The 18078-nt window shown below is 72.2% G+C and carries 18 protein-coding genes; 9 read left to right on the forward strand and 9 right to left on the reverse strand.

Features of this window, described 5'->3' with window-relative positions:
• Position 1 precedes the first annotated feature (1 nt).
• Positions 2-604 (reverse strand): TetR/AcrR family transcriptional regulator, encoded by a 603-nt coding sequence (locus AB0M30_RS27480; protein ID WP_364589302.1) that lies wholly within the window; start codon positions 602-604, stop codon positions 2-4.
• A 14-nt stretch (positions 605-618) separates the two neighbouring features.
• A complete protein-coding gene (locus AB0M30_RS27485; protein ID WP_364589305.1) occupies positions 619-2313 on the reverse strand; it encodes an SDR family oxidoreductase in 1695 nt (564 codons plus the stop codon).
• 214 nt (positions 2314-2527) lie between these two features.
• On the opposite strand from AB0M30_RS27485, the gene AB0M30_RS27490 reads away from it, so the two are divergent.
• The 5 genes from AB0M30_RS27490 to AB0M30_RS27510 all read left to right on the forward strand — a co-directional run bounded on the left by AB0M30_RS27490 (position 2528) and on the right by AB0M30_RS27510 (position 7599).
• The gene (locus AB0M30_RS27490) at positions 2528-3367 is read left to right on the forward strand and encodes an ABC transporter ATP-binding protein (RefSeq protein ID WP_364589045.1); all 840 of its coding nucleotides are present in this window, start codon (positions 2528-2530) and stop codon (positions 3365-3367) included.
• Between the two features lie 68 nt (positions 3368-3435).
• Positions 3436-4245: an ABC transporter permease gene (locus AB0M30_RS27495; RefSeq protein WP_364589048.1), complete on the forward strand. Its 810-nt coding sequence runs from the start codon at positions 3436-3438 to the stop codon at positions 4243-4245.
• Positions 4242-5399 carry a sensor histidine kinase gene (locus AB0M30_RS27500; protein WP_364589308.1) on the forward strand — a complete coding sequence of 386 codons (1158 nt, stop codon included), beginning with the start codon at positions 4242-4244 and terminating at the stop codon, positions 5397-5399. The genes AB0M30_RS27495 and AB0M30_RS27500 overlap by 4 nt, the downstream gene beginning before the upstream one ends.
• Entirely contained in the window at positions 5396-6016 is a 621-nt protein-coding gene (locus tag AB0M30_RS27505; protein WP_013230184.1) for a response regulator transcription factor, read from the forward strand. The genes AB0M30_RS27500 and AB0M30_RS27505 overlap by 4 nt, the downstream gene beginning before the upstream one ends.
• A 242-nt stretch (positions 6017-6258) precedes the next feature.
• Entirely contained in the window at positions 6259-7599 is a 1341-nt protein-coding gene (locus tag AB0M30_RS27510; RefSeq protein WP_364589051.1) for a serine hydrolase domain-containing protein, read from the forward strand.
• Between the two features lie 58 nt (positions 7600-7657).
• On the opposite strand, the gene AB0M30_RS27515 is transcribed toward AB0M30_RS27510, so the two are convergent.
• A complete protein-coding gene (locus AB0M30_RS27515) occupies positions 7658-7975 on the reverse strand; it encodes a hypothetical protein (RefSeq protein WP_233225590.1) in 318 nt (105 codons plus the stop codon).
• Positions 7972-8895 (reverse strand): hypothetical protein, encoded by a 924-nt coding sequence (locus tag AB0M30_RS27520; protein ID WP_364589054.1) that lies wholly within the window; start codon positions 8893-8895, stop codon positions 7972-7974. Before AB0M30_RS27520 ends, AB0M30_RS27515 begins: the two co-directional genes overlap by 4 nt.
• A 133-nt stretch (positions 8896-9028) precedes the next feature.
• Here AB0M30_RS27520 and serC point away from each other — a divergent pair, with 133 nt between their 5' ends.
• A complete protein-coding gene (serC, locus tag AB0M30_RS27525; RefSeq protein ID WP_364589057.1) occupies positions 9029-10153 on the forward strand; it encodes a phosphoserine transaminase in 1125 nt (374 codons plus the stop codon).
• Between the two features lie 236 nt (positions 10154-10389).
• The gene (locus tag AB0M30_RS27530) at positions 10390-10761 is read left to right on the forward strand and encodes a hypothetical protein (RefSeq protein ID WP_364589060.1); all 372 of its coding nucleotides are present in this window, start codon (positions 10390-10392) and stop codon (positions 10759-10761) included.
• 102 nt (positions 10762-10863) lie between these two features.
• Here the strand turns inward: AB0M30_RS27530 and AB0M30_RS27535 are convergent, their stop codons facing one another.
• The 5 genes from AB0M30_RS27535 to AB0M30_RS27555 form a co-directional block, all read right to left on the reverse strand.
• Positions 10864-12387: an amidohydrolase family protein gene (locus AB0M30_RS27535; protein WP_364589063.1), complete on the reverse strand. Its 1524-nt coding sequence runs from the start codon at positions 12385-12387 to the stop codon at positions 10864-10866.
• A 132-nt stretch (positions 12388-12519) separates the two neighbouring features.
• The gene (locus AB0M30_RS27540) at positions 12520-13725 is read right to left on the reverse strand and encodes an ABC transporter permease (protein WP_364589066.1); all 1206 of its coding nucleotides are present in this window, start codon (positions 13723-13725) and stop codon (positions 12520-12522) included.
• Positions 13722-14408: an ABC transporter ATP-binding protein gene (locus AB0M30_RS27545; protein ID WP_364589069.1), complete on the reverse strand. Its 687-nt coding sequence runs from the start codon at positions 14406-14408 to the stop codon at positions 13722-13724. The genes AB0M30_RS27540 and AB0M30_RS27545 overlap by 4 nt, the downstream gene beginning before the upstream one ends.
• Positions 14405-15499 carry a peptidoglycan-binding protein gene (locus AB0M30_RS27550; RefSeq protein ID WP_364589072.1) on the reverse strand — a complete coding sequence of 365 codons (1095 nt, stop codon included), beginning with the start codon at positions 15497-15499 and terminating at the stop codon, positions 14405-14407. Before AB0M30_RS27550 ends, AB0M30_RS27545 begins: the two co-directional genes overlap by 4 nt.
• Positions 15496-16032: a hypothetical protein gene (locus tag AB0M30_RS27555; protein ID WP_364589075.1), complete on the reverse strand. Its 537-nt coding sequence runs from the start codon at positions 16030-16032 to the stop codon at positions 15496-15498. The genes AB0M30_RS27550 and AB0M30_RS27555 overlap by 4 nt, the downstream gene beginning before the upstream one ends.
• Before the next feature lie 112 nt (positions 16033-16144).
• On the opposite strand from AB0M30_RS27555, the gene AB0M30_RS27560 reads away from it, so the two are divergent.
• Both AB0M30_RS27560 and AB0M30_RS27565 read left to right on the forward strand, forming a co-directional pair.
• On the forward strand, positions 16145-16807 hold the full coding sequence (locus AB0M30_RS27560) for a response regulator transcription factor (RefSeq protein WP_364589078.1): 663 nt from the start codon (positions 16145-16147) through the stop codon (positions 16805-16807).
• Positions 16804-17955, forward strand: a complete 1152-nt coding sequence (locus AB0M30_RS27565) for an ATP-binding protein (RefSeq protein ID WP_364589081.1) — start codon at positions 16804-16806, stop codon at positions 17953-17955. The genes AB0M30_RS27560 and AB0M30_RS27565 overlap by 4 nt, the downstream gene beginning before the upstream one ends.
• Positions 17956-18078 lie beyond the last annotated feature (123 nt).

The raw sequence follows: 18078 nt of genomic DNA on the forward strand, positions 1-18078 counted from the left end.
TTCACGAACCGGCCGGTGCCTCCGCGGCGCCGGCCGGTTCGTGCTTCGCGGTGGCTTCGAGCATGGCCGTGAGCTGGTCGACCAGCCAGGTGTCGAGGGCTTCGCGCGCGACGCTGCGTTCCTGCAGCCAGCTCAGCAGCGCGCCCTCGACGACGGCCGTCCAGCAGCGCAGGGTCAGCGAAAGCAGCGGCGAAGGAGCTTCGACGCCGAGGGCGTCCAGGATCAGGGCCACCGCGCGGTTGCGGACCTCGTCGATCGCCGCGTCCGTCTCGGACGTCGCGATCACCGAACCGCTGCGCAGCAGGGCGATGTACCCCGCGCGGTAGTGGTCGGCGACGTCGATCAGGCCGCGGACGGCCGCGCGCAGCCGCACCTCCGGCGGGCCCTCTTCGAGCCCGGCCAAGCCGTCGATCAGCCCGTCGGTGACCGTGCGCAGGGCCTCGACCTGCAGGTCGCGCAGGCTCGAGAAGTACCGGTAGAACAACGGCCGCGAAACCTCGGCGCGCGCGACGATGTCGTCGACGGTGACCAGTTCGGGCGCGCGCGAGCCGAACAGGTCCAGCGCGGCGCGGATCAGGTCGTCGCGGCGGGCCTGCGGCGACATCCGCCGCGGCCGGCTCACGGCGTCAGGTCCAGCTTCGCGGCTTTGCGGAGCAGGCCGGGCGTCAGTCGCGAAAGGACCAACGCGGCCTTCGCCTCCGGAGTGGACGGGGCGATCGCGAGGTCCTTTTCCACGGCACGCAGGATGTCCCGCGCGACGCCCTCGGGACCGAACCCGCGGCGCGCGTACAGCTTCGAGCTTTCCTTCCGACGCCGGCGTTGCTCCTCTTCGGACACCCCGACGAACGTCGTCGTGCCGGTGATGTTCGTCTTGACGATGCCCGGGCACACCGCCGTGACGCCGATGTGGTGCGCGGCCAGCTCGGCCCGCAGGCAGACGCTCAGCGTCAGCACGGCGGACTTCGTCGTCGCGTAGGCGGAGAGGATCTTCGACGGCAGATAGGCGGCCGCCGAAGCGAGGTTGACGATCTGGCCGCCTTCGGCGCGCTCGGCGAGCATCGGCGCGAACGCGCGGCAACCGTGGATCACGCCCCAGAGGTTGACGTCGATGACGCGCTCCCAGTCCTCGACCGACGTGTCGAGGAACGGCCCGGACATCCCGATCCCGGCGTTGTTCACCACGATGTCGGGCACCCCGTGCTCGGCGCGGACCCGCTCGGCGAAGCGGTGCACGGCGTCGCCGTCCGCGGAGTCCACTGTGTACTCGGCGAGACCGTGCTCTCCCAGCATTTTCCGGGTTTCCCCGGCACTGGCCGCGTCGATGTCGGTGATGACGACGTCGGCGCCCTGGCCGGCGAACGCCAGCGCGGTGGCGCGGCCGATCCCGCTGCCCGCCCCGGTGACGACGACGAGCTTGTGCGCGAAGGGCCCGGCGCCGACGCGGGCCCGGCGCAGCCCGCGGCTTTCGGTGCCGGTTTCGGCGTAGTCGATCAGCTCGGCGGCCGCCGCGGCCACCACGTCCGGGCGCGCCCTGGTCACCCAGTGCGTCCCGACGATCCGGCGGATCCGCAGGTCGGGCACCCAGCGGGTGACCTCGGTCTGCAACGGCGTCGTCACGTAGGCGTCACCGGTCGGCGCCAGCACCTGCACCGGGATGTCGGCGGGCCGGGGTGCGGGCCGGGACAGCCGGGTGAACATGTTGGCGCGGTAGAGCTGGAGACCGTGCAGGCCGTCGGCCTTCTCCGGAGGTGCCGCGTCCGGCTCCATGCGCTGGATCTGCTTGCCCAGCAAGCCGGTGCGCCACAGCAGGTCCGGGACGAACGGCACCTGGAACGCCAGGATGTACCACGAGTGCAGGAACTGGTTCAGCGCGTTCTTCAGCCGCTTCGGCGTCGGGCGGCGCAGCTGGGCGCGGAACCACGCGCCGGCGTGGTCGAGGCTCGGCCCGGAGAGGGACGTGTAGGAGGCGATCCGCCCGCGCAGGCCCTCCCCGGTGACGGCGTGCCAGGTCTGGATCGAGCCCCAGTCGTGGGCGACCAGGTGCACCTTGCCGGTGGGCTGCACCGCCTCGACGACGGCACGCAGGTCGTCGGCCAGCTGGTCCAGCCGGTAGGACGCGCGTCCCGGCGGCTTGTCCGACTGTCCGGCCCCGCGGACGTCGTAGGTGACGACGCGGTGTTTCGCGGTCAGCCCGGCGGCTACCCCGCTCCACATCGAGCTGTTGTCCGGGTAGCCGTGCACGAGCACGACCGTGGGCCCGTCGCTCCGGCCGTCGACGGTCACGGAGAGGCGGACACCGTCGCTGGCGGTCACCCACTTGTGAGACATTCTGTCATGTTAGACAAGTTGTCAATAGTGGGTTCACCCGCGCGGCGGTTCCGCGCGCGCGGATGTTCGGATTTTTGCCGCTATGACAGCGTTTTCGTGGTTCCACGGGAAACCAAGCGCCGTGTCCACCGATCGGTGGACAGCCGGATTCAGTCGGCCGTTGGTCGGATCCGGCGGCTCGGACGACCAAGCTTCGAGCATGACCACAGCAGTCAGCGTGCGCGGCCTGCGCAAGCAGTACCCCGGTCACCTCGCGGTGGCCGGGCTCGATCTGGAGATCGCCCAGGGCGAGGTGTTCTCCCTGCTCGGCCCGAACGGCGCCGGCAAGACCACGACCGTCGAGATCCTCGAAGGGCACCGGCGGCGGACGGCCGGCGAGGTCACCGTGCTCGGCGAGGATCCCGGCAAGGCCGGCCGCGCCTGGCGGGCCCGGCTCGGCATCGTCCTGCAGACGGCGACCGACGCCGCCGAGCTGAACGTCGCCGAGACCGTCCGGCACTTCGCGAAGTACTACCCCGACCCGCGCGACCCCGACGAGGTGATCGAAAAGGTCGGGCTCACCGAGAAGGCCGGGACGCGGATCAAGGCGCTCTCCGGCGGGCAGCGCCGCCGCGTCGACGTCGCGCTCGGCATCATCGGACGCCCCGAACTGCTCTTCCTCGACGAACCGACCACCGGCTTCGACCCCGAGGCGCGGCGGCAGTTCTGGGCGCTGATCAGCGACCTCGCCGCCGAGGGCACCACCATCCTGCTCACCACGCACTACCTCGACGAGGCCGAAGCACTCGCCGACCGCGTCGCGGTCATCGCGCGCGGCGAGATCGTCGCCCAGGACACGCCGCGGAACCTGGGCGGCCGGGCGGCCGCCGAGGCGACCGTGCGCTGGGTCGACGAACGCGGTGAGCACGTCGAACGGACCGCGTACCCGACCAAGCTCGTCACCGAGCTCTCTGCTGGGGGTAGGGAGCTCACCGGGCTGACCGTGACCAGGCCGAGCCTGGAGGACATCTACCTCGACCTGATCGGAGACCAGGCATGACGACGGCGGCATCCGGGGCTTCGCCCCAGGCCGGGGGCTCCGCCACCCGGAACCCCCGAAAAGCGAATGTGACATCCAGAGCCCTGCCCGGCCCGCTGGCCCTCGGGCTGGCTCGCGGCGGCACCGAGCTGCGGCAGTTCTTCCGGAACAAGGAACAGGTGGTCTTCACCTTCTCCCTGCCCGCGGTGCTGATGATCCTGCTCGGGTCCATTCTGGACGGTCCGACGGCGCTCGACGGCGTCACGTCCGGCCAGCTGCTGGCCGCCGGGATGATCGGCTCCGGCATCGTGTCGACGTCGTTCAACAGCATCGCGACCGGCGTCACGGCCGACCGGGAAACCGGGGCTCTCAAGCGCCTGCGCGGCACGCCGATGCCACCGGCGTCGTACTTCATCGGCAAGATGGCGCTGGTCGCGGTGTCCAGCCTGGCCCAGACGGTGCTGATGGCCGGGGTCGCCGTGCTGCTGTTCGGGCTGGAACTGCCGTCCGACCCGGCGAAGTGGCTGACGCTGCTGTGGGTGTTCGCGCTCGGCATCGTCTCGTGCACCCTGCTCGGGATCGCGGTCAGCTCGCTCGCGAGGTCCACGAACGGCGCGGTCGCCATCGTGCAGATGCTGTACCTGGTGCTGCAGTTCATCTCCGGGGTGTTCGTCTCGCCGATCACGCACCTGCCGAAAGTTATGGTGGACATCGCGTCGTTCTTCCCGCTGAAGTGGATCTGCCAGGGTTTCCGGTCGGTCTTCCTGCCGGACGGCGCCGTGAGGATGGAGATGGCCGGGACATGGGAACTGCCGCGGGTGGCGCTGGTGCTGGCGATCTGGTGCGTGGCGGGAGCGGTGCTGGCGCGGCTGACCTTCCGGTGGACCGACACGAAGTGAAGGACGCCTGGGACCGGTTCAACTGGCTCTGGGAGATCCTCTTCGCGGTGGCGTACCTGGCCACGACCGTGCTGGTGCTGCTGGACGAGGGCGATCCGGTGCGCACGGCGGTCGCGGTCGGGGCGCTGACCGCGCTGGCCCTGACCTACCTGCTGTGGGGCCGCCGGATCGTGCGCGACGACGGGCACCTGCGCCAGCGCTGGACCCTGGCGCTGGTGGTCGTGGCCCTGGTCGCGGTCGCGATGCTCGCCACCACGACGACCAGCTTCATCCTGTTCATGGTCTGCCCGCTCTTGTTCTCGACCCTCGAATTCCGCCCGGCCGCGGTGCTCACCACGGCGGCGATCCTGATGAGCCCGGCGTCGTCGATCGTGAACAACGGGCTGCGCGGCCCGACGCTGCACATCCTGCTGCCGATGACGGCGATCCTCGTCGTCTTCGGCGTGCTGTCGGGCAAGTTCATCCTGCACGTCGTCGAGGAGAGCCGGGGGCGGGCGGACCTGATCACGCGGCTCGAAGCGAGCCAGGCCGAGGTCGTCCGGCTCTCCCGGGAGGCGGGCACGGCGGCCGAGCGCGAACGGCTGGCGCGGGAGATCCACGACACCCTCGCGCAGGGGTTCACCAGCATCGTCACCCTCGCCCAGGCCATCGAGTCCGAATTGGACACCGACCCGGCCGCGGCCCGGCGGCACGCGGAGCTGGCCGCCCGCACCGCGCGCGACAACCTCACCGAGGCCCGCGCGATGGTCGCCGCGCTGGCCCCGGCGGACCTCGCGGCGGGCTCGCTCGTCGACGCCGTCCGGCGGCAGGCCGACCGGCTGGCCGAGGAGACGGGCGTACCCGTCGAGTACGAAGTGGACGACGCGCTGCCGCCGATCGGCATGGCGGGGGAAGTGGTCCTGCTGCGGGGCGCCCAGGAGGCGCTGAACAACGTGCGCCGGCACGCGGCCGCGTCGGCGGTGTCGGTGCGACTGTCCGCTGTGGACGGTTCGGTGCGGCTGTCGGTCCGCGATGACGGCGCCGGCTTCGACCCGGACCACGCCCCGGGTTTCGGGTTGCGCGGGATGCGGTCCCGGGCCGAGCAGGTCGGTGGCAGACTGAGTGTCCGGAGTGGCCCCAGCGGCACCGAACTCACCCTGGAGGTGCCGGCTTGATCCGCGTCATGCTCGTCGACGACCACCCCGTCGTCCGCGAAGGCCTCCGCGGCATGCTCGAGGCCGAGCCGGACCTCACGGTCGTCGGGGAAGCGGGTTCGGGCGACGAAGCCGTCGCGCTCGACCGGGTCGCCGTCCCCGACGTCGTGCTGATGGACCTGCGGATGCCCGGCCTCGACGGCGTCGGCGCGACCAAGCGGATCCTGCGTGAGCAGCCCGGGCGGCGGATCGTCGTGCTCACGACGTACGAGACGGACGCCGACATCCTGCGCGCGGTGGAGGCCGGCGCGTCGGGCTACCTGCTGAAGGACGCGTCCCGCGCGGAGCTGGCGAACGCGATCCGCGCGGCGGCGCGCGGAGAGACGGTGCTGGCGCCGTCGGTGGCGGGCAAGCTGGTCAACCGCGTCCGCAACCCGGAACCGCAGCCGCTGTCGGCCCGCGAGGTGGAGGTCCTCCGGCTGGTCGCGAAGGGCGGCACGAACGCCGACATCGGCCGCGCCCTGCACATCAGCGAGGCCACGGTGAAGACCCACCTGCTCCGCGTGTTCGGCAAGCTCGGCGTCTCGGACCGCACAGCCGCGGTCACCACGGCAATGGCCCGAAACCTCCTCGGCTGACCCGGCCGGCCGTGCTGGAACGGCCGACACACGTGATCAGCAAGCCGACACGCGTGACTAGCAAGCCGACACGCGTGATTGGCAAGTCGACACGGCCCCAGCCAGGACACCCGCCGTGTCGACCCTCCAATCACGCGAGTCGACCCTCTAATCACGCGAGTCGACCCTTCAATCACGCGTGTTGACCTCTCCCGCACGGGCCGGGGCCTGCTTCGGGAGGGGGAGCGCGGCAGAATGCCTCCATGCTTGCCTCGACCGAACTCGCCCTGCTCCGCCGGATCGCCCACGAGCAGGCCGGCTGCCGGGCTCCGTCGCTGGTCGCCGCCGTCGTGCGGGACGGGGAGATCGTCTGGTCCGGTGGCCGGGGGCGCGTCGGCGGTGAGACACCCGGTACCGACACCCAGTACCGGCTGGGCTCGATCACCAAGACCCTCGTCGCCACCGCCGTCATGCGGCTGCGTGACGAAGGCCTCGTCGACCTCAACGACCCGCTCGAAAAGCACGTCCCGGGCACGCCGTTCGGGGCCGCGACCGTCGCCCAGCTGCTGTCCCACACCTCCGGCCTGACGTCCGAATCGCCCGGCCAGTGGTGGGAGCGGACCCCGGGCGCCGACTGGGACGCGCTGGTCGGCAGCCTCGCCGAGGGCGCGACCAAGCACCGGCCGGGCGCGCGGTTCCACTACTCGAACGTCGGCTACGGCGTCCTCGGCGAGCTCCTCGCCCGCCACCGCGGCAAGGGCTGGCTCTCCGTGCTCGACGAAGAGGTCCTCGGCCCGCTCGGGATGACCCGCACCACCCCGCACCCGGTCGGCGCGCACGCCGAGGGCTTCGCCGTGCACCCCTTCGCCGACGTCCTGCTGCCGGAACCGAGCCCGGACGCCGGCGCGATGGCCCCCGCCGGGCAGCTGTGGTCGACGGCGAAGGACCTCGGCCGCTGGACGGCGTTCCTCGGCGGCGACACCGGCGGCGTGCTCGCGCCGGAGACGGTCGCCGAGATGCGGACCATGATCACCGTCGACGACACCGACGTCTGGACGACCGGGTTCGGGCTCGGCCTGATGCTCGTGCGCTACCAGGGCCGCCGGTTCGCCGGCCACACCGGCTCGATGCCCGGGTTCCTCGCCGTGACGCTGGTCGACCCGGCCGCGCGGACCGGCGCGCTCGTGCTCGTCAACTCGACGGCGGGCGTCGGCATCACGCAGCTCTGCCTGGACCTCATCACCATGACCGACGAGCTGGAGCCGCGGCTGCCCGCCGAGTGGCTGCCGTCGCCGGCCGACCCCGCGCTGCTCGCGTTGACCGGGCTCTGGCACTGGGGCCCGACGCCGTACCACCTGCGCGTCCAGGGCGACGGGCTGCTGCTGCTAGCGCCGGTCGAAGGCGCCGGCCGCGGCTCGCGCTTCCGCGCCACCGGCGAGGACACCTACGTCGGCCTCGACGGCTACTACGCCGGCGAGACGCTCGAAGTGGGCCGGGACGCCGACGGCGTCGCCACCCACCTGGACCTGGCGACGTTCGTCTTCACCCGCACGCCGTACGACCCGGCCGCGCCGGTGCCCGGCGGCGTCGAAGACTGGCGCTGACCGGTGCTGACGAAAGGGACGGGCCCCGCTCGCACCCCCAGGGTGGCGAGCGGGACCCTCAGGTCAGGGCGGCGGTGCCGGCCGCGTACGCGACGGCGGCGGCGAAGCGGTTGGCGATGCGCTTGCCCTCGCCCCAGTCCCAGACGCCGAGCTTCAGCACCGTCATGATCGTGAGCGTCGAGCCGCCCTCGGACGGCGACACCGTCACGTTGATGTGCTGGCCCCAGCTCAGGAGCGACATCCCGGTGCGGCAGGTGGCGAACCCCCGCGGGCCGTCGTAGACCGGCTGCTGCCCGCCGATCGCCGCGACCCCGGCCGGGAGCACGTTCCACAGCACATCGGGCGGCACCGCGAACCTCTGCTGCACAGTCGTCACGGCCGGGACGCTACCGGCGGCCCGGACGCGCGGGTCACCGTATTTTTGCCGGTCGGGCGGGCCGAGGTCGGCTCGGTACTCCGGCCGCGGTGTTCGCCGATGAGCCCCACGACGTAGCTGTCGCCGTCCGGAAGGCCGGTGACGAGGTCCTCCAGGGGCAGGCCCGCCAGCCAGAGCCGCCGCCGGTCGCGCAGCTCGGCGGCGATGTCGGCCGGGACCACGGGCAGGTGGAAGCGGATCCGGTGGTCGCCGGGCAGCACCGCCCAGCCGTTGACCGGCTCACCCGCCCGCACGTCGAACGCCGCGGCCGCGACCGGTGTCCAGGTGCCGCTCGCGAAGTGCCGCGCCGGGAGGGCGAGGTCCGCGCGCCACAGGGCGAGCGCGAGCACGGCGACCAGGCCCGGCACCGGCAGGAACCACGGCAGCCAGCCACCGGTCACGACGATGGCCGCGACCTCGGCCCCGAGCGCGAAGACGGCGACCGACCAGACCGAGGCGGTGGCGAACGCGAGCCGCCGCCGCAGAGCCGCTCGCCTTGTCGGCGGCCGCTTCGGCAGCAGCCGGGTCAGGCCGTACACCGAGGCGCCGGCGAAGAGCGCGACGAACGCCCCGGCGTTCACGATGTCGGCACCGTGCGGCGGGTGCGCCACCAGCCCGGCGGCGATCGCCGCGGCCGTCAGGAACCACGCCACCAGCACCAGCGCCCGCAACACTCCGCGACGGCCCTCCGGCCGGGCGTCGCCGGTGAGCCACCACGGCAGCCGCCGGACGAACACGAGCACCAGGGTGATCGCGAGCGCGATCGGCGCCAGCACGGTCGTCGTCGTGGTCCAGCCGCCGCTCGCGGCCAGGTGCACCACGACGACGGCGCCCCAGCTCACGAACAGCCACCAGCGCGGCCGCCATCGATCTTCGGTCATGTCCGTCTCCCCTCGCCGGGGAAACTACCGACCGGCCGCGCGGCCGGCGAGCGGGTTTCCGGCGGGCGTCCCACTTCCCGGAACGGTGAATCCCACCTTCACCAGCCGCGTCCCGACCTGAGAGACTGGCCGCATGACCGACGCTGAGTTGACCATTCCCGCCGACCTCAAGCCGGCCGACGGCCGTTTCGGCTGCGGCCCGTCGAAGGTCCGCGCCGAGCAGCTGAGTGCGCTGGCGGAGTCCGGCTCCACCTACCTCGGCACGTCGCACCGGCAGAAGCCGGTCAAGTCCCTCGTCGGGCGCGTGCGGGCGGGTCTGTCCGAGCTGTTCTCCCTGCCCGAGGGCTACGAGGTGATCCTCGGCAACGGCGGCACCACGGCGTTCTGGGACGCGGCCGCCTTCGGCCTGGTCCGCGAGCGCGCGCAGCACTTCACCTACGGCGAGTTCTCCTCGAAGTTCGCGACCGTGACCAAGGGCGCGCCCTTCCTGGCCGACCCGATCGTGGTCAAGGCCGAGCCGGGCAGCGCGCCGGACATCGCCTACGAAGCCGGCGCCGACCTGGTCGGCTGGGCGCACAACGAGACGTCCACCGGCGTGGCCGTGCCGGTCCGCCGCCCCGAAGGCAGCGAGGGCGCGCTGGTCGCGATCGACGCCACCTCCGGCGCCGGCGGACTCCCGGTCAAGGCCGAGGACTTCGACGTCTACTACTTCGCGCCGCAGAAGTCCTTCGCCGCGGACGGCGGGCTCTGGATCGCGCTGGCCTCCCCGGCCGCGGTCGAGCGGATCGGCGAGATCGGCGGCGGCGACCGCTGGATCCCCGAGTTCCTCTCGCTGACCACCGCGCTGGACAACTCCCGCAAGGACCAGACGTACAACACCCCGGCCGTGGCCACGCTGTTCCTGCTCGCCGAGCAGATCGAGTGGATGAACGGCCAGGGCGGCCTCGCCTGGACGACTTCGCGCACGAAGGACTCGTCGTCGCGGCTGTACGAGTGGGCCGAGAAGACGAGCTACACGACGCCGTTCGTGAAGGACCCGGAGCTGCGCTCGCAGGTCGTCGGCACGGTCGACTTCAGCGACGACGTCGACGCCGCCGCGGTCGCGAAGGTGCTGCGCGCCAACGGGATCGTCGACACCGAGCCGTACCGGAAGCTGGGCCGAAACCAGCTGCGCGTCGGCCTGTTCCCGGCCATCGACCCGGACGACGTCACCAAGCTGACGCAGGCCGTCGAGTACGTGGTCGAGCGGCTCGGCTGAGCACCCGCCGTACCGAGGACTCGGTGACCGAAACGCTCGGCTGGGATGTCCCAGCCGAGCGTTTTGCGTAGTTTCCGGGTACCGATTCACCAAAGTTACGACATAGCCCCGAGTCAGGTTCGAAAGTCACCACCGCCACCCGGACGGCGGTATAGCCCCCAGTGATCATCCCGGTAGCCTCGAAATCGCTGTGATCAATAACTGATTCTTGATTGCAACATTTAGAGGGGAAATCAGTGAAAAAAGTTGTTGCGGTCCTCGGCGCCGTCATCGCGTCGAGCACCATACTGGCCGGCTCGGCAAGCGCCGCCACGGCCAATCCCGCCCAACCGAGCGCCACCTGCTACGTGGCCTCGAACAGGCACCTGATCTGCGGCAACGCCTACATGGCCGTGGGTTATGCCGACCGGAACTACGAGTCCTTCCGCGGATACATGTACTCGACAGTCAGCGACTTCAACTGCTGGGGCCGCGGGTCCTCGAACCACGGCGGCAACGACATCTGGTACTGGGCGCAGCTGGACAGCCCGGCGGGCGTCTGGGGAAATGTCCCCGCGGAGTACGTCTACACGCAGAACGACCCGCCGGCCGGAATGGCCGAGTGCTAACCCGAAGAACCGCTGTTCGATAACGCCGGAAATCCCGCGGAACGACCATTGCGATGGCCGATCCGCGGGTTTTCTGCGCCGACCGGCCGCAGTACCCGGCATTCAGCAGCAGCCGTGCAGCGGCAAGCGCTCCGACCGGGCGCTCACCGTCTCGGCGGGCCGGTTCGCGGCGCTTTCGGCGTCGGCGAGCATCCCGTCGAGCGTGACCCGGTCGAGGACGCGGCCGGCGGTGACGACGGTGTCGATCCGCCGGACCGCGCGGATGTCGGCGAGCGGGTCGGCGTCGAGCAGCACCAGGTCGGCGACCTTGCCGGGGGTGATGGTCCCGGCCGAGTCCGCCCGGCCGAGGAACGCGGCCGCGTCGCGGGTCACCGCCTGCAGCGCCTGCCGCGGGCCGAGCCCGGCCTCGACGAGGAAGTCGAGCTCGTCGTGCAGGCTGAACCCCGGGTAGACGTACGGGTTCTGGCAGTCGGTCCCGCCGAGGATCCCGACCCCGGCGCGGTGCGCCTCCCCGACGAGCCGCAGCTGCGCGTGGAAGTAGACCTCCTGCTGGGCGATCTGCTCCGGGGTGACCGGCGCGAACAGCGGCAGCCGGTCGGCCCAGACGTCGCGGATCTCCCGCGGGACGTACTTGTTGCGCGGATCGTGCGCGAACGTGCCGGCCGGCCGGGAAATGACCCGGTTGACCGCGAAGGTCGGGCTCAGCCGGCTGCCCGAGGCGTTGAGCCCGGCGAAGTGACGGGCCGCCGCGGCGGGGTCGTAGGCCTGCGCGGCCTGCCGGTCGAGTTCGCGGGCCAGGTTGAAGAAGTCACGCGGGGCCTGCGGGTCGAACGGCGTCGCGTCGAGCCGGGCGAGGAACTCGTCCCGGCAGCTCGACGTGGCGATCGGCAGCCCGAAGAGGTGTTCGAAACTGCGCTGCCCGGACATGGCCGCGTCGAGCAGGCGAAGCCGGTAGGGCCAGTGCCCGACGAAGGGCAGGCCCTGGCGGCGGCACTCGTCCGCGATCGCGGCGAAGGCGTCTTTCGGCAGGTAGAAGTACACCTTCACGAAGTTCGAGCGCTGGGCGACGGCGGTCCGGACCGCGGCCCGCGCCTCCTCGGCGTTCGCGACCTTGGTGATCGGCGGGCCGAGCAGGGACACCGGGCCGTCGATGATCGAGCTGGCCAGCACCACCCGCGGGCCGAGCAGCTCGCCGCGGTCGATCTTGTCGCGGGTGATCCGGTTCTCGTCGTAGCCCTGCATCTCGCGGATCCCGGTGACGCCGTTGGCCAGGAACAGCGGCGGCCAGAGGTCTTCGTAGTCGATGCCGTGGGCGTGCATGTCCCACAGGCCGGGTACGAGGTAGCGGCCGCGGCCGTCGATGATCCGGGCGCTGCCGCCCAGCGGCACCTCGGCGGCGGGGCCGACCCAGGCGATCCGGTCGCCGACCAGCACGACGGCGAAGTCCGGCCGCGCCGGGCCGTCGGTGCCGTCGACAACGGTGACGCCGCTGACGACCACGACATCGGTCCCGGCGGCGGCGGCCTCCTGCGCGAAGGCGACGGGAGCGATCCCGGCGGTGGCGAGCCCCGCGCCCGCTGTCGCCAGCCACCGCAGGAGATCACGCCGGTTCGCCTCGATTCGCACAGCCGCCCCACCCTTCGATCGGCTCCCTTTGGTCCATCCAACACCCGTCCGACGCAGTGGGAAGTCTTCCAACTTGCTGGACGCGGGGTGGAAGGGTAACTCCCACCCCGCGTCCAGTGCACCCTTGTCCGTTCAGGCCAGCGCCCGCGTGGGCGCGAGCCGCGCCGCCCGCACCGCCGGGTACGCCCCCGCCACGGCCCCCACCAGCGCCGCGACCCCGACCCCGCCCGCCAGCGCACCCGTCGGCAGCACCGCGGGCCACCCCTGGCTCAGCGCGTACCCCGCCGTCACGAGCACTCCGGCCAGCACCCCCGCCAGGCCACCCAAGCCGGACAGCAGCACCGACTCCGCCAGGAACTGCCCGCGGATCTGCCGTTTCGTCGCGCCCAGCGCCCGGCGCAGGCCGATCTCCCGCCGCCGCTCCAGCACCGAGATCACCATCGTGTTCGCCACCCCGACCCCGCCGACCAGCAGCGCGACGCCGCCGAGCCCGAGGAACAGCGCGCTGTAGGTCGTGTCCGTCAGCTTCTGCGCCGCCAGGGCGTCCGACGGACGCCGCACCTGGACCTCGTTCGGAGCCTGCGGGTTCAGCGTCGCCGCCAGCACCGTCCGCACACCGTCTACTTGGGACTCCTCGGCCCGGACGTACACAGTGGACGGATGGCCGTCGAACTCCAGCAGCCGCTTCGCGACGTCCCAGCCGACCAGCGCCGAACGCTCGACCTCCGGCGCGAGCGGCATCGGCGCGAGGATGCCCACCACGGTGAACCACTGCGTCCCGATCAGCACCTGCGGTGGCCGGGCCGGGTCGATGTGGTCGATACCGAGCCGGGCCGCCGCCTGGGAGCCGAGCACCGTCACCGGGTAGTCCTGGTTCCCCGTCGCCAGGAACGTCCCGGTCCGGACCTTGCCGCCCAGCACGCCGAGCAGGTCCGGCCGCGCCGCGTACACCGCCAGCCCGGACGTTTCGTCCGGGGCGATCTTGTCGCTGCGCCGCACGCTCACCGACGTCGTCCCGGTGCCGGCGGCCGCGCGCACCGGCCCGATCCGCCGGGCCATCGCGACCGCGTCGTCGGGCAGCGTGGCGTTGTCGCCGAACAGCGTCTGGCCCGGCCCGGCGGTGAGGAGGTTGGGGCCGAGCGCGGCCAGCCGGTCGTGCAGGGCCTGCGCGCCGGACGCCGGGATCGCCAGCACCGCCACCATCGCGGCGACGCCGATCGCGATACCCAGCGCGGAAAGCACCGCCCGCACCGGCCGCGTCCGCATGCCGTGGGCGCCGAGCGCGACGACGTCCGGCGGCTTGAGCCGGGCCGGCTCCGGCAACGTCACCAAGGTCATCGCACACCCACCAGGCCGGTGTCCAGGCGCAGGCGCCCGTCGAGCAGCTCGATCCGGCGGGGCATGCCCGCCGCGATCTCGCGGTCGTGGGTGATCACGACGATCGTGGTGCCGCCGGTGGACAGCTCGCCGAGCAGCGAGAGCACCGAAGCGCCGGTGCCGGTGTCGAGGTTGCCGGTCGGCTCGTCGGCCAGCAGGATCGCCGGGTCGTTGACCACGGCCCTGGCGATCGCGACGCGCTGGCGTTCACCGCCGGAGAGCTCGCCGGGGCGGTGCCACGCCCGGTGCCCGAGCTTGACCCGGTCGAGCGCCGCCAGCGCCCGCGCGCGCCGCCGTCGCCGCGGTACCCCGGCGTAGAGCAGACCGGTGCACACGTTGTCCACCGCACTCATCCCTTCGTCGAGGAAGAACTGCTGGAACACGAACCCGATCCAGCGCGACCGCAGCGCCGAGACCTTCCGGTCGGGCAGCGCGGCGACGTCGTGGCCGCGCAGCTCCACCCGGCCCGACGACGGCCGGTCCAGCGTGCCCATCAGGTGCAGCAGGGTGGACTTGCCGGACCCGGACGGCCCGACGATCGCCACCATCTCGCCGTCTTCCAGCGAGAGCGAGACGCCGTCGAGCGCGGCGACCTCGCCGGGGTAGGTGCGCGTGACCTCGTGCACGCGCAGCACGGGTGTCACGACGTCGTCACCACCCGCATGCCCTCGGCCAGGCCGGTGCCGGTGACCTCGACCTTCCCACCGCTGAACAGTCCGGTTTGGACAGCGATGAGCCGGCGTTGCCCGTTCTCGTCGACCTCGACCGCGTACCCGCCCTCGGCGAGGGCGAGCAGCGCGCCGACCGGGACCGCGAGCACGCCCTGGCGGACGTCCTTGGTGAACCGGACGGTGGCCGGGGCCGAGTCCAGGCTGCCGGCCGCGGCCGGGTCGTCGAGCCGGACGGTCACGGTGATCTTCGGCTTGCCGTCGTCCTGGCCCGCCTGGTCCTTGCCTTCGACGGCGGTCCGCCCGACGTCGGTGATCGTGCCCTGCGTCGTCTTCCCGTTGATCTTCACCGACGCCTTCGCGCCCTGCTGGGCGAGGCTCTGCTTGGCCGCGTCGAGCTTCACCTGCACCGACCGGACGGTGCCGGTCGTCTTGAGCACCTCGCCCTGGGCCGGCGAGCCGAGCTTGGCCTGGACGGCCGACACCCGCAGCTCGCCCGCGGCCAGCACGACGTCACCCTGGCCGAACCCGCCGGTCTGCTCCAGGCCGAGGGACTTCTGCCACTTCTTCAGCGCGGCCGCCGTCGCCGCGGTGAACTTCGTGTCCGGCGTGCCGAACCCGCCGAAGCCGCACGCCTTGAGGTTCTCCTCCAGCTGCTTGACGTCGGCGCCGTCGTCCACGCCGGTGGCGAGGTCGCGGTAGAACGGCAGCGTGCCGTAGAACAGCGGCACCGGCTTCGCGTCCACCCCGTACACCGCCTTGCAGCGGGCCAGGACGGCGCCGGCGTCCGGCAGCGACGTGATGGTGCCGGGCTTGCGGCCGCCGACGACCGACTCGTCGCCGTAGCCGAGGGTGCCGTCGGCCTCTTCTTCCTCGCTCAGGTCGGTCTTGGCCACCTCCGCGGTCTCGACGGCGGGCGGCTTGGCCTCGTTGACCGGCGTCGCGCTCGACACCCGCGTCAGGATCACGACGGAGCCGGTGCCCAGCACCACGACCAAGACGGCGATCACGATGAGCCAGCGCGTCCGGCCGCGTCGGCGGGGCTTGAGGTGCGTCACTTCGGTCACTTGCCCGCCTCGGTGCGCCCCGCGATGCCCATGCCGCACGCCTTCGCGGCTTCTTCGAACTTCTTCGGGTCGTCTCCGACCTTGCCGGCCCGCAGCCCCTTGCCGCTCGGGTCCGGATCGGGCATGTCGACGCCGTGGTCCCGCATGCACTTGGCGTCCTTGCGCATCTTGTCGAGCTCCTCGGCGCTCGGCGGCTTCATCTCGCCGCCGTTGGGCATCAGGTGCTTGCAGGCCTGCTGCGCGCCATCGAGCTTCGCCGTGTCGCCGTCCTTGCCGCCCAAGGTGATCGCCATGCCCCCGCCGTCGCCGGCCGGCTTCGGGTCGGGCATGTCGACGCCGTGCTCGCGCATGCACTTGGCGAAGTCCCGCATCTTGTCCTGATCGCTCTTGCCGCTGTTGTCGGCGGCGGCGGGGCCGCCCGACTTCGGTGGCGTCGAGATCGAGGCGACCTTCGACCCGTCGTCGGCCTTCGCGCCGCAGCCCCCGAGCAGCAGGGCCGCCCCGATCGCCGCGACGGCCATCCGTGTCCGCATGGCTCGCTTCCTTCCTTCCGGTGGGAGATCAGGTCTACGGATCGGGGCGTTCGGGCGCGCTAAGCGACGTCGCTTATGCGGTCCTTATGGCCCGCCTGCGCAGACTGGGCGGGTGCGGGTGCTGGTGGTGGAGGACGAGCGGTTGCTGGCCGACTCGGTCGCGGAGGGGCTGCGGCGCTTTTCGATGGCCGTCGACGTCTGTTACGACGGCGAGCAGGCCATGGAACGCGTCGGCGTGCACGGCTACGACGTCGTAGTGCTCGACCGCGACCTGCCGAAGGTGCACGGCGACGACGTCTGCGCCGCCGTGGTCCGGGCGGGCGGCGAGGCGCGGGTGCTGATGCTGACCGCGTCCGCCGACGTCACCGACCGGGTCGCCGGCCTGGGCCTCGGCGCCGACGACTACCTGACGAAGCCGTTCGCGTTCGCCGAGCTGGTCGCCCGCGTCCAAGCCCTGTCGCGGCGCGCGCGGCCGGCGCTGCCGCCGGTGCTGGAACGCGACGGCGTCGTGCTCGACCTGCCGCGGCACCAGGCCGCCCGCGACGGGCGGTTCCTGCTGCTCTCGCCGAAGGAGTTCGCCGTGCTGGAGGTGCTCATGCGAGCGGAGGGTGCCGTGGTCAGCGCCGAGGACCTGCTGGAAAAGGCGTGGGACGAGCACGCGGACCCGTTCACCAACGCGGTGCGCGTCGCGATGATGACGTTGCGGCGCAAGCTGGGCGACCCACCGGTGATCGAGACCGTGCCGGGCGCCGGCTACCGGTTCGGCACGCCGTGAACGGCCTTTCCGTCCGGACGAAGCTCACCGCCTGGTACGGCGGGCTGTTCCTGCTCGCCGGGCTGGTGCTCGTGGTGATCAACTACCTGCTGGTGCAGAGCACGCTGCCGGACCCCACCCGCGCCGCGCTGACGACGATCGGGACGGCCGACGCGACCTACGGCGTCCAAGGCACCACGGGCATCGGGGCTCCGGGCGTCGCGGTGCGGCTGCTCAGCGGCACGCTCGACACCTACCGCTCCTCGACGCTGTCGACGCTGGTGGTCGGCTCGGCGATCGCGCTGGTGGTCACGGCGGCACTGGCGGTGCTGTTCGGCTGGCTGATGGCGGGCCGCGCGCTGCGGCCGCTGCACGACATCACCTCGGCCGCGCGCCGACTGGAGGCGGGCAAGCTCGACCGCCGGATCAACCTCGAAGGACCGCCGGACGAGCTGAAGGAGCTGGCGGACACGTTCGACGGCATGCTCGACCGGCTCGCGGAGTCGTTCGACAGCCAGAAGCGGTTCGTCGCGAACGCGTCCCACGAGCTCCGGACGCCCCTGGCGGTGCAGCGGACGCTGATCGAGGTGGCGATGGCCGACCCGGAGGTGACGCCGGAGCTGCGCAAGCTCGGCACGCACCTACTGCACACCAACGAGCGCAGCGAGCGGATGATCGAGGGCCTGCTGGTCCTGGCCCGCAGCGACCGCGGGCTGCACGCGCGGGCACCGGTGCGCCTCGACGAGATCGCGGCCTCGGTCGTCCGCGCCACGGCGGCCCAGGCTTCGGCGGCGGGGGTGACGGTCGAGACCCGGCTGCGGCCACGGACGGTGGCGGGAGACCCGGTGCTCCTCGAGCGGCTCCTGACAAACCTGCTGGTCAACGCGATCACGTACAACGCTTCGGGCGGCTGGGCGTACGTCGAGGTCCGCGGCGACCCGGCCCTGGAGGTCCGGAACTCGGGATCATCGGTGCCCCCAGAGGCGGTACCGACCCTGTTCGAGCCGTTCCGTCGGCTGGCCGGAGCGGAGCGGACGGGGGACACGCGCAACGCGGGGCTGGGGCTGTCGATCGTCCGCTCGGTGGCCCAAGCCCACGGCGGCTACGCGGAGGCCCAGCCCGGCCGGCGCGGTGGCCTCACCGTGACGGTCCGGCTGCCGCCTGCTTGACCGGCGGAGCCCCTCCCCGAGGTGGGGGGGGGGGTCATAGAGGCAGGACGAGGGCCCCAAGATGAGATAGGGGAGCAAAGAGCGCCCCCCCCCCCACACCCCCAACCCCCACCAGAAAAAAAA

The organism is Amycolatopsis sp. NPDC051716 (assembly GCF_040681595.1).
Taxonomy (GTDB): domain Bacteria; phylum Actinomycetota; class Actinomycetes; order Mycobacteriales; family Pseudonocardiaceae; genus Amycolatopsis.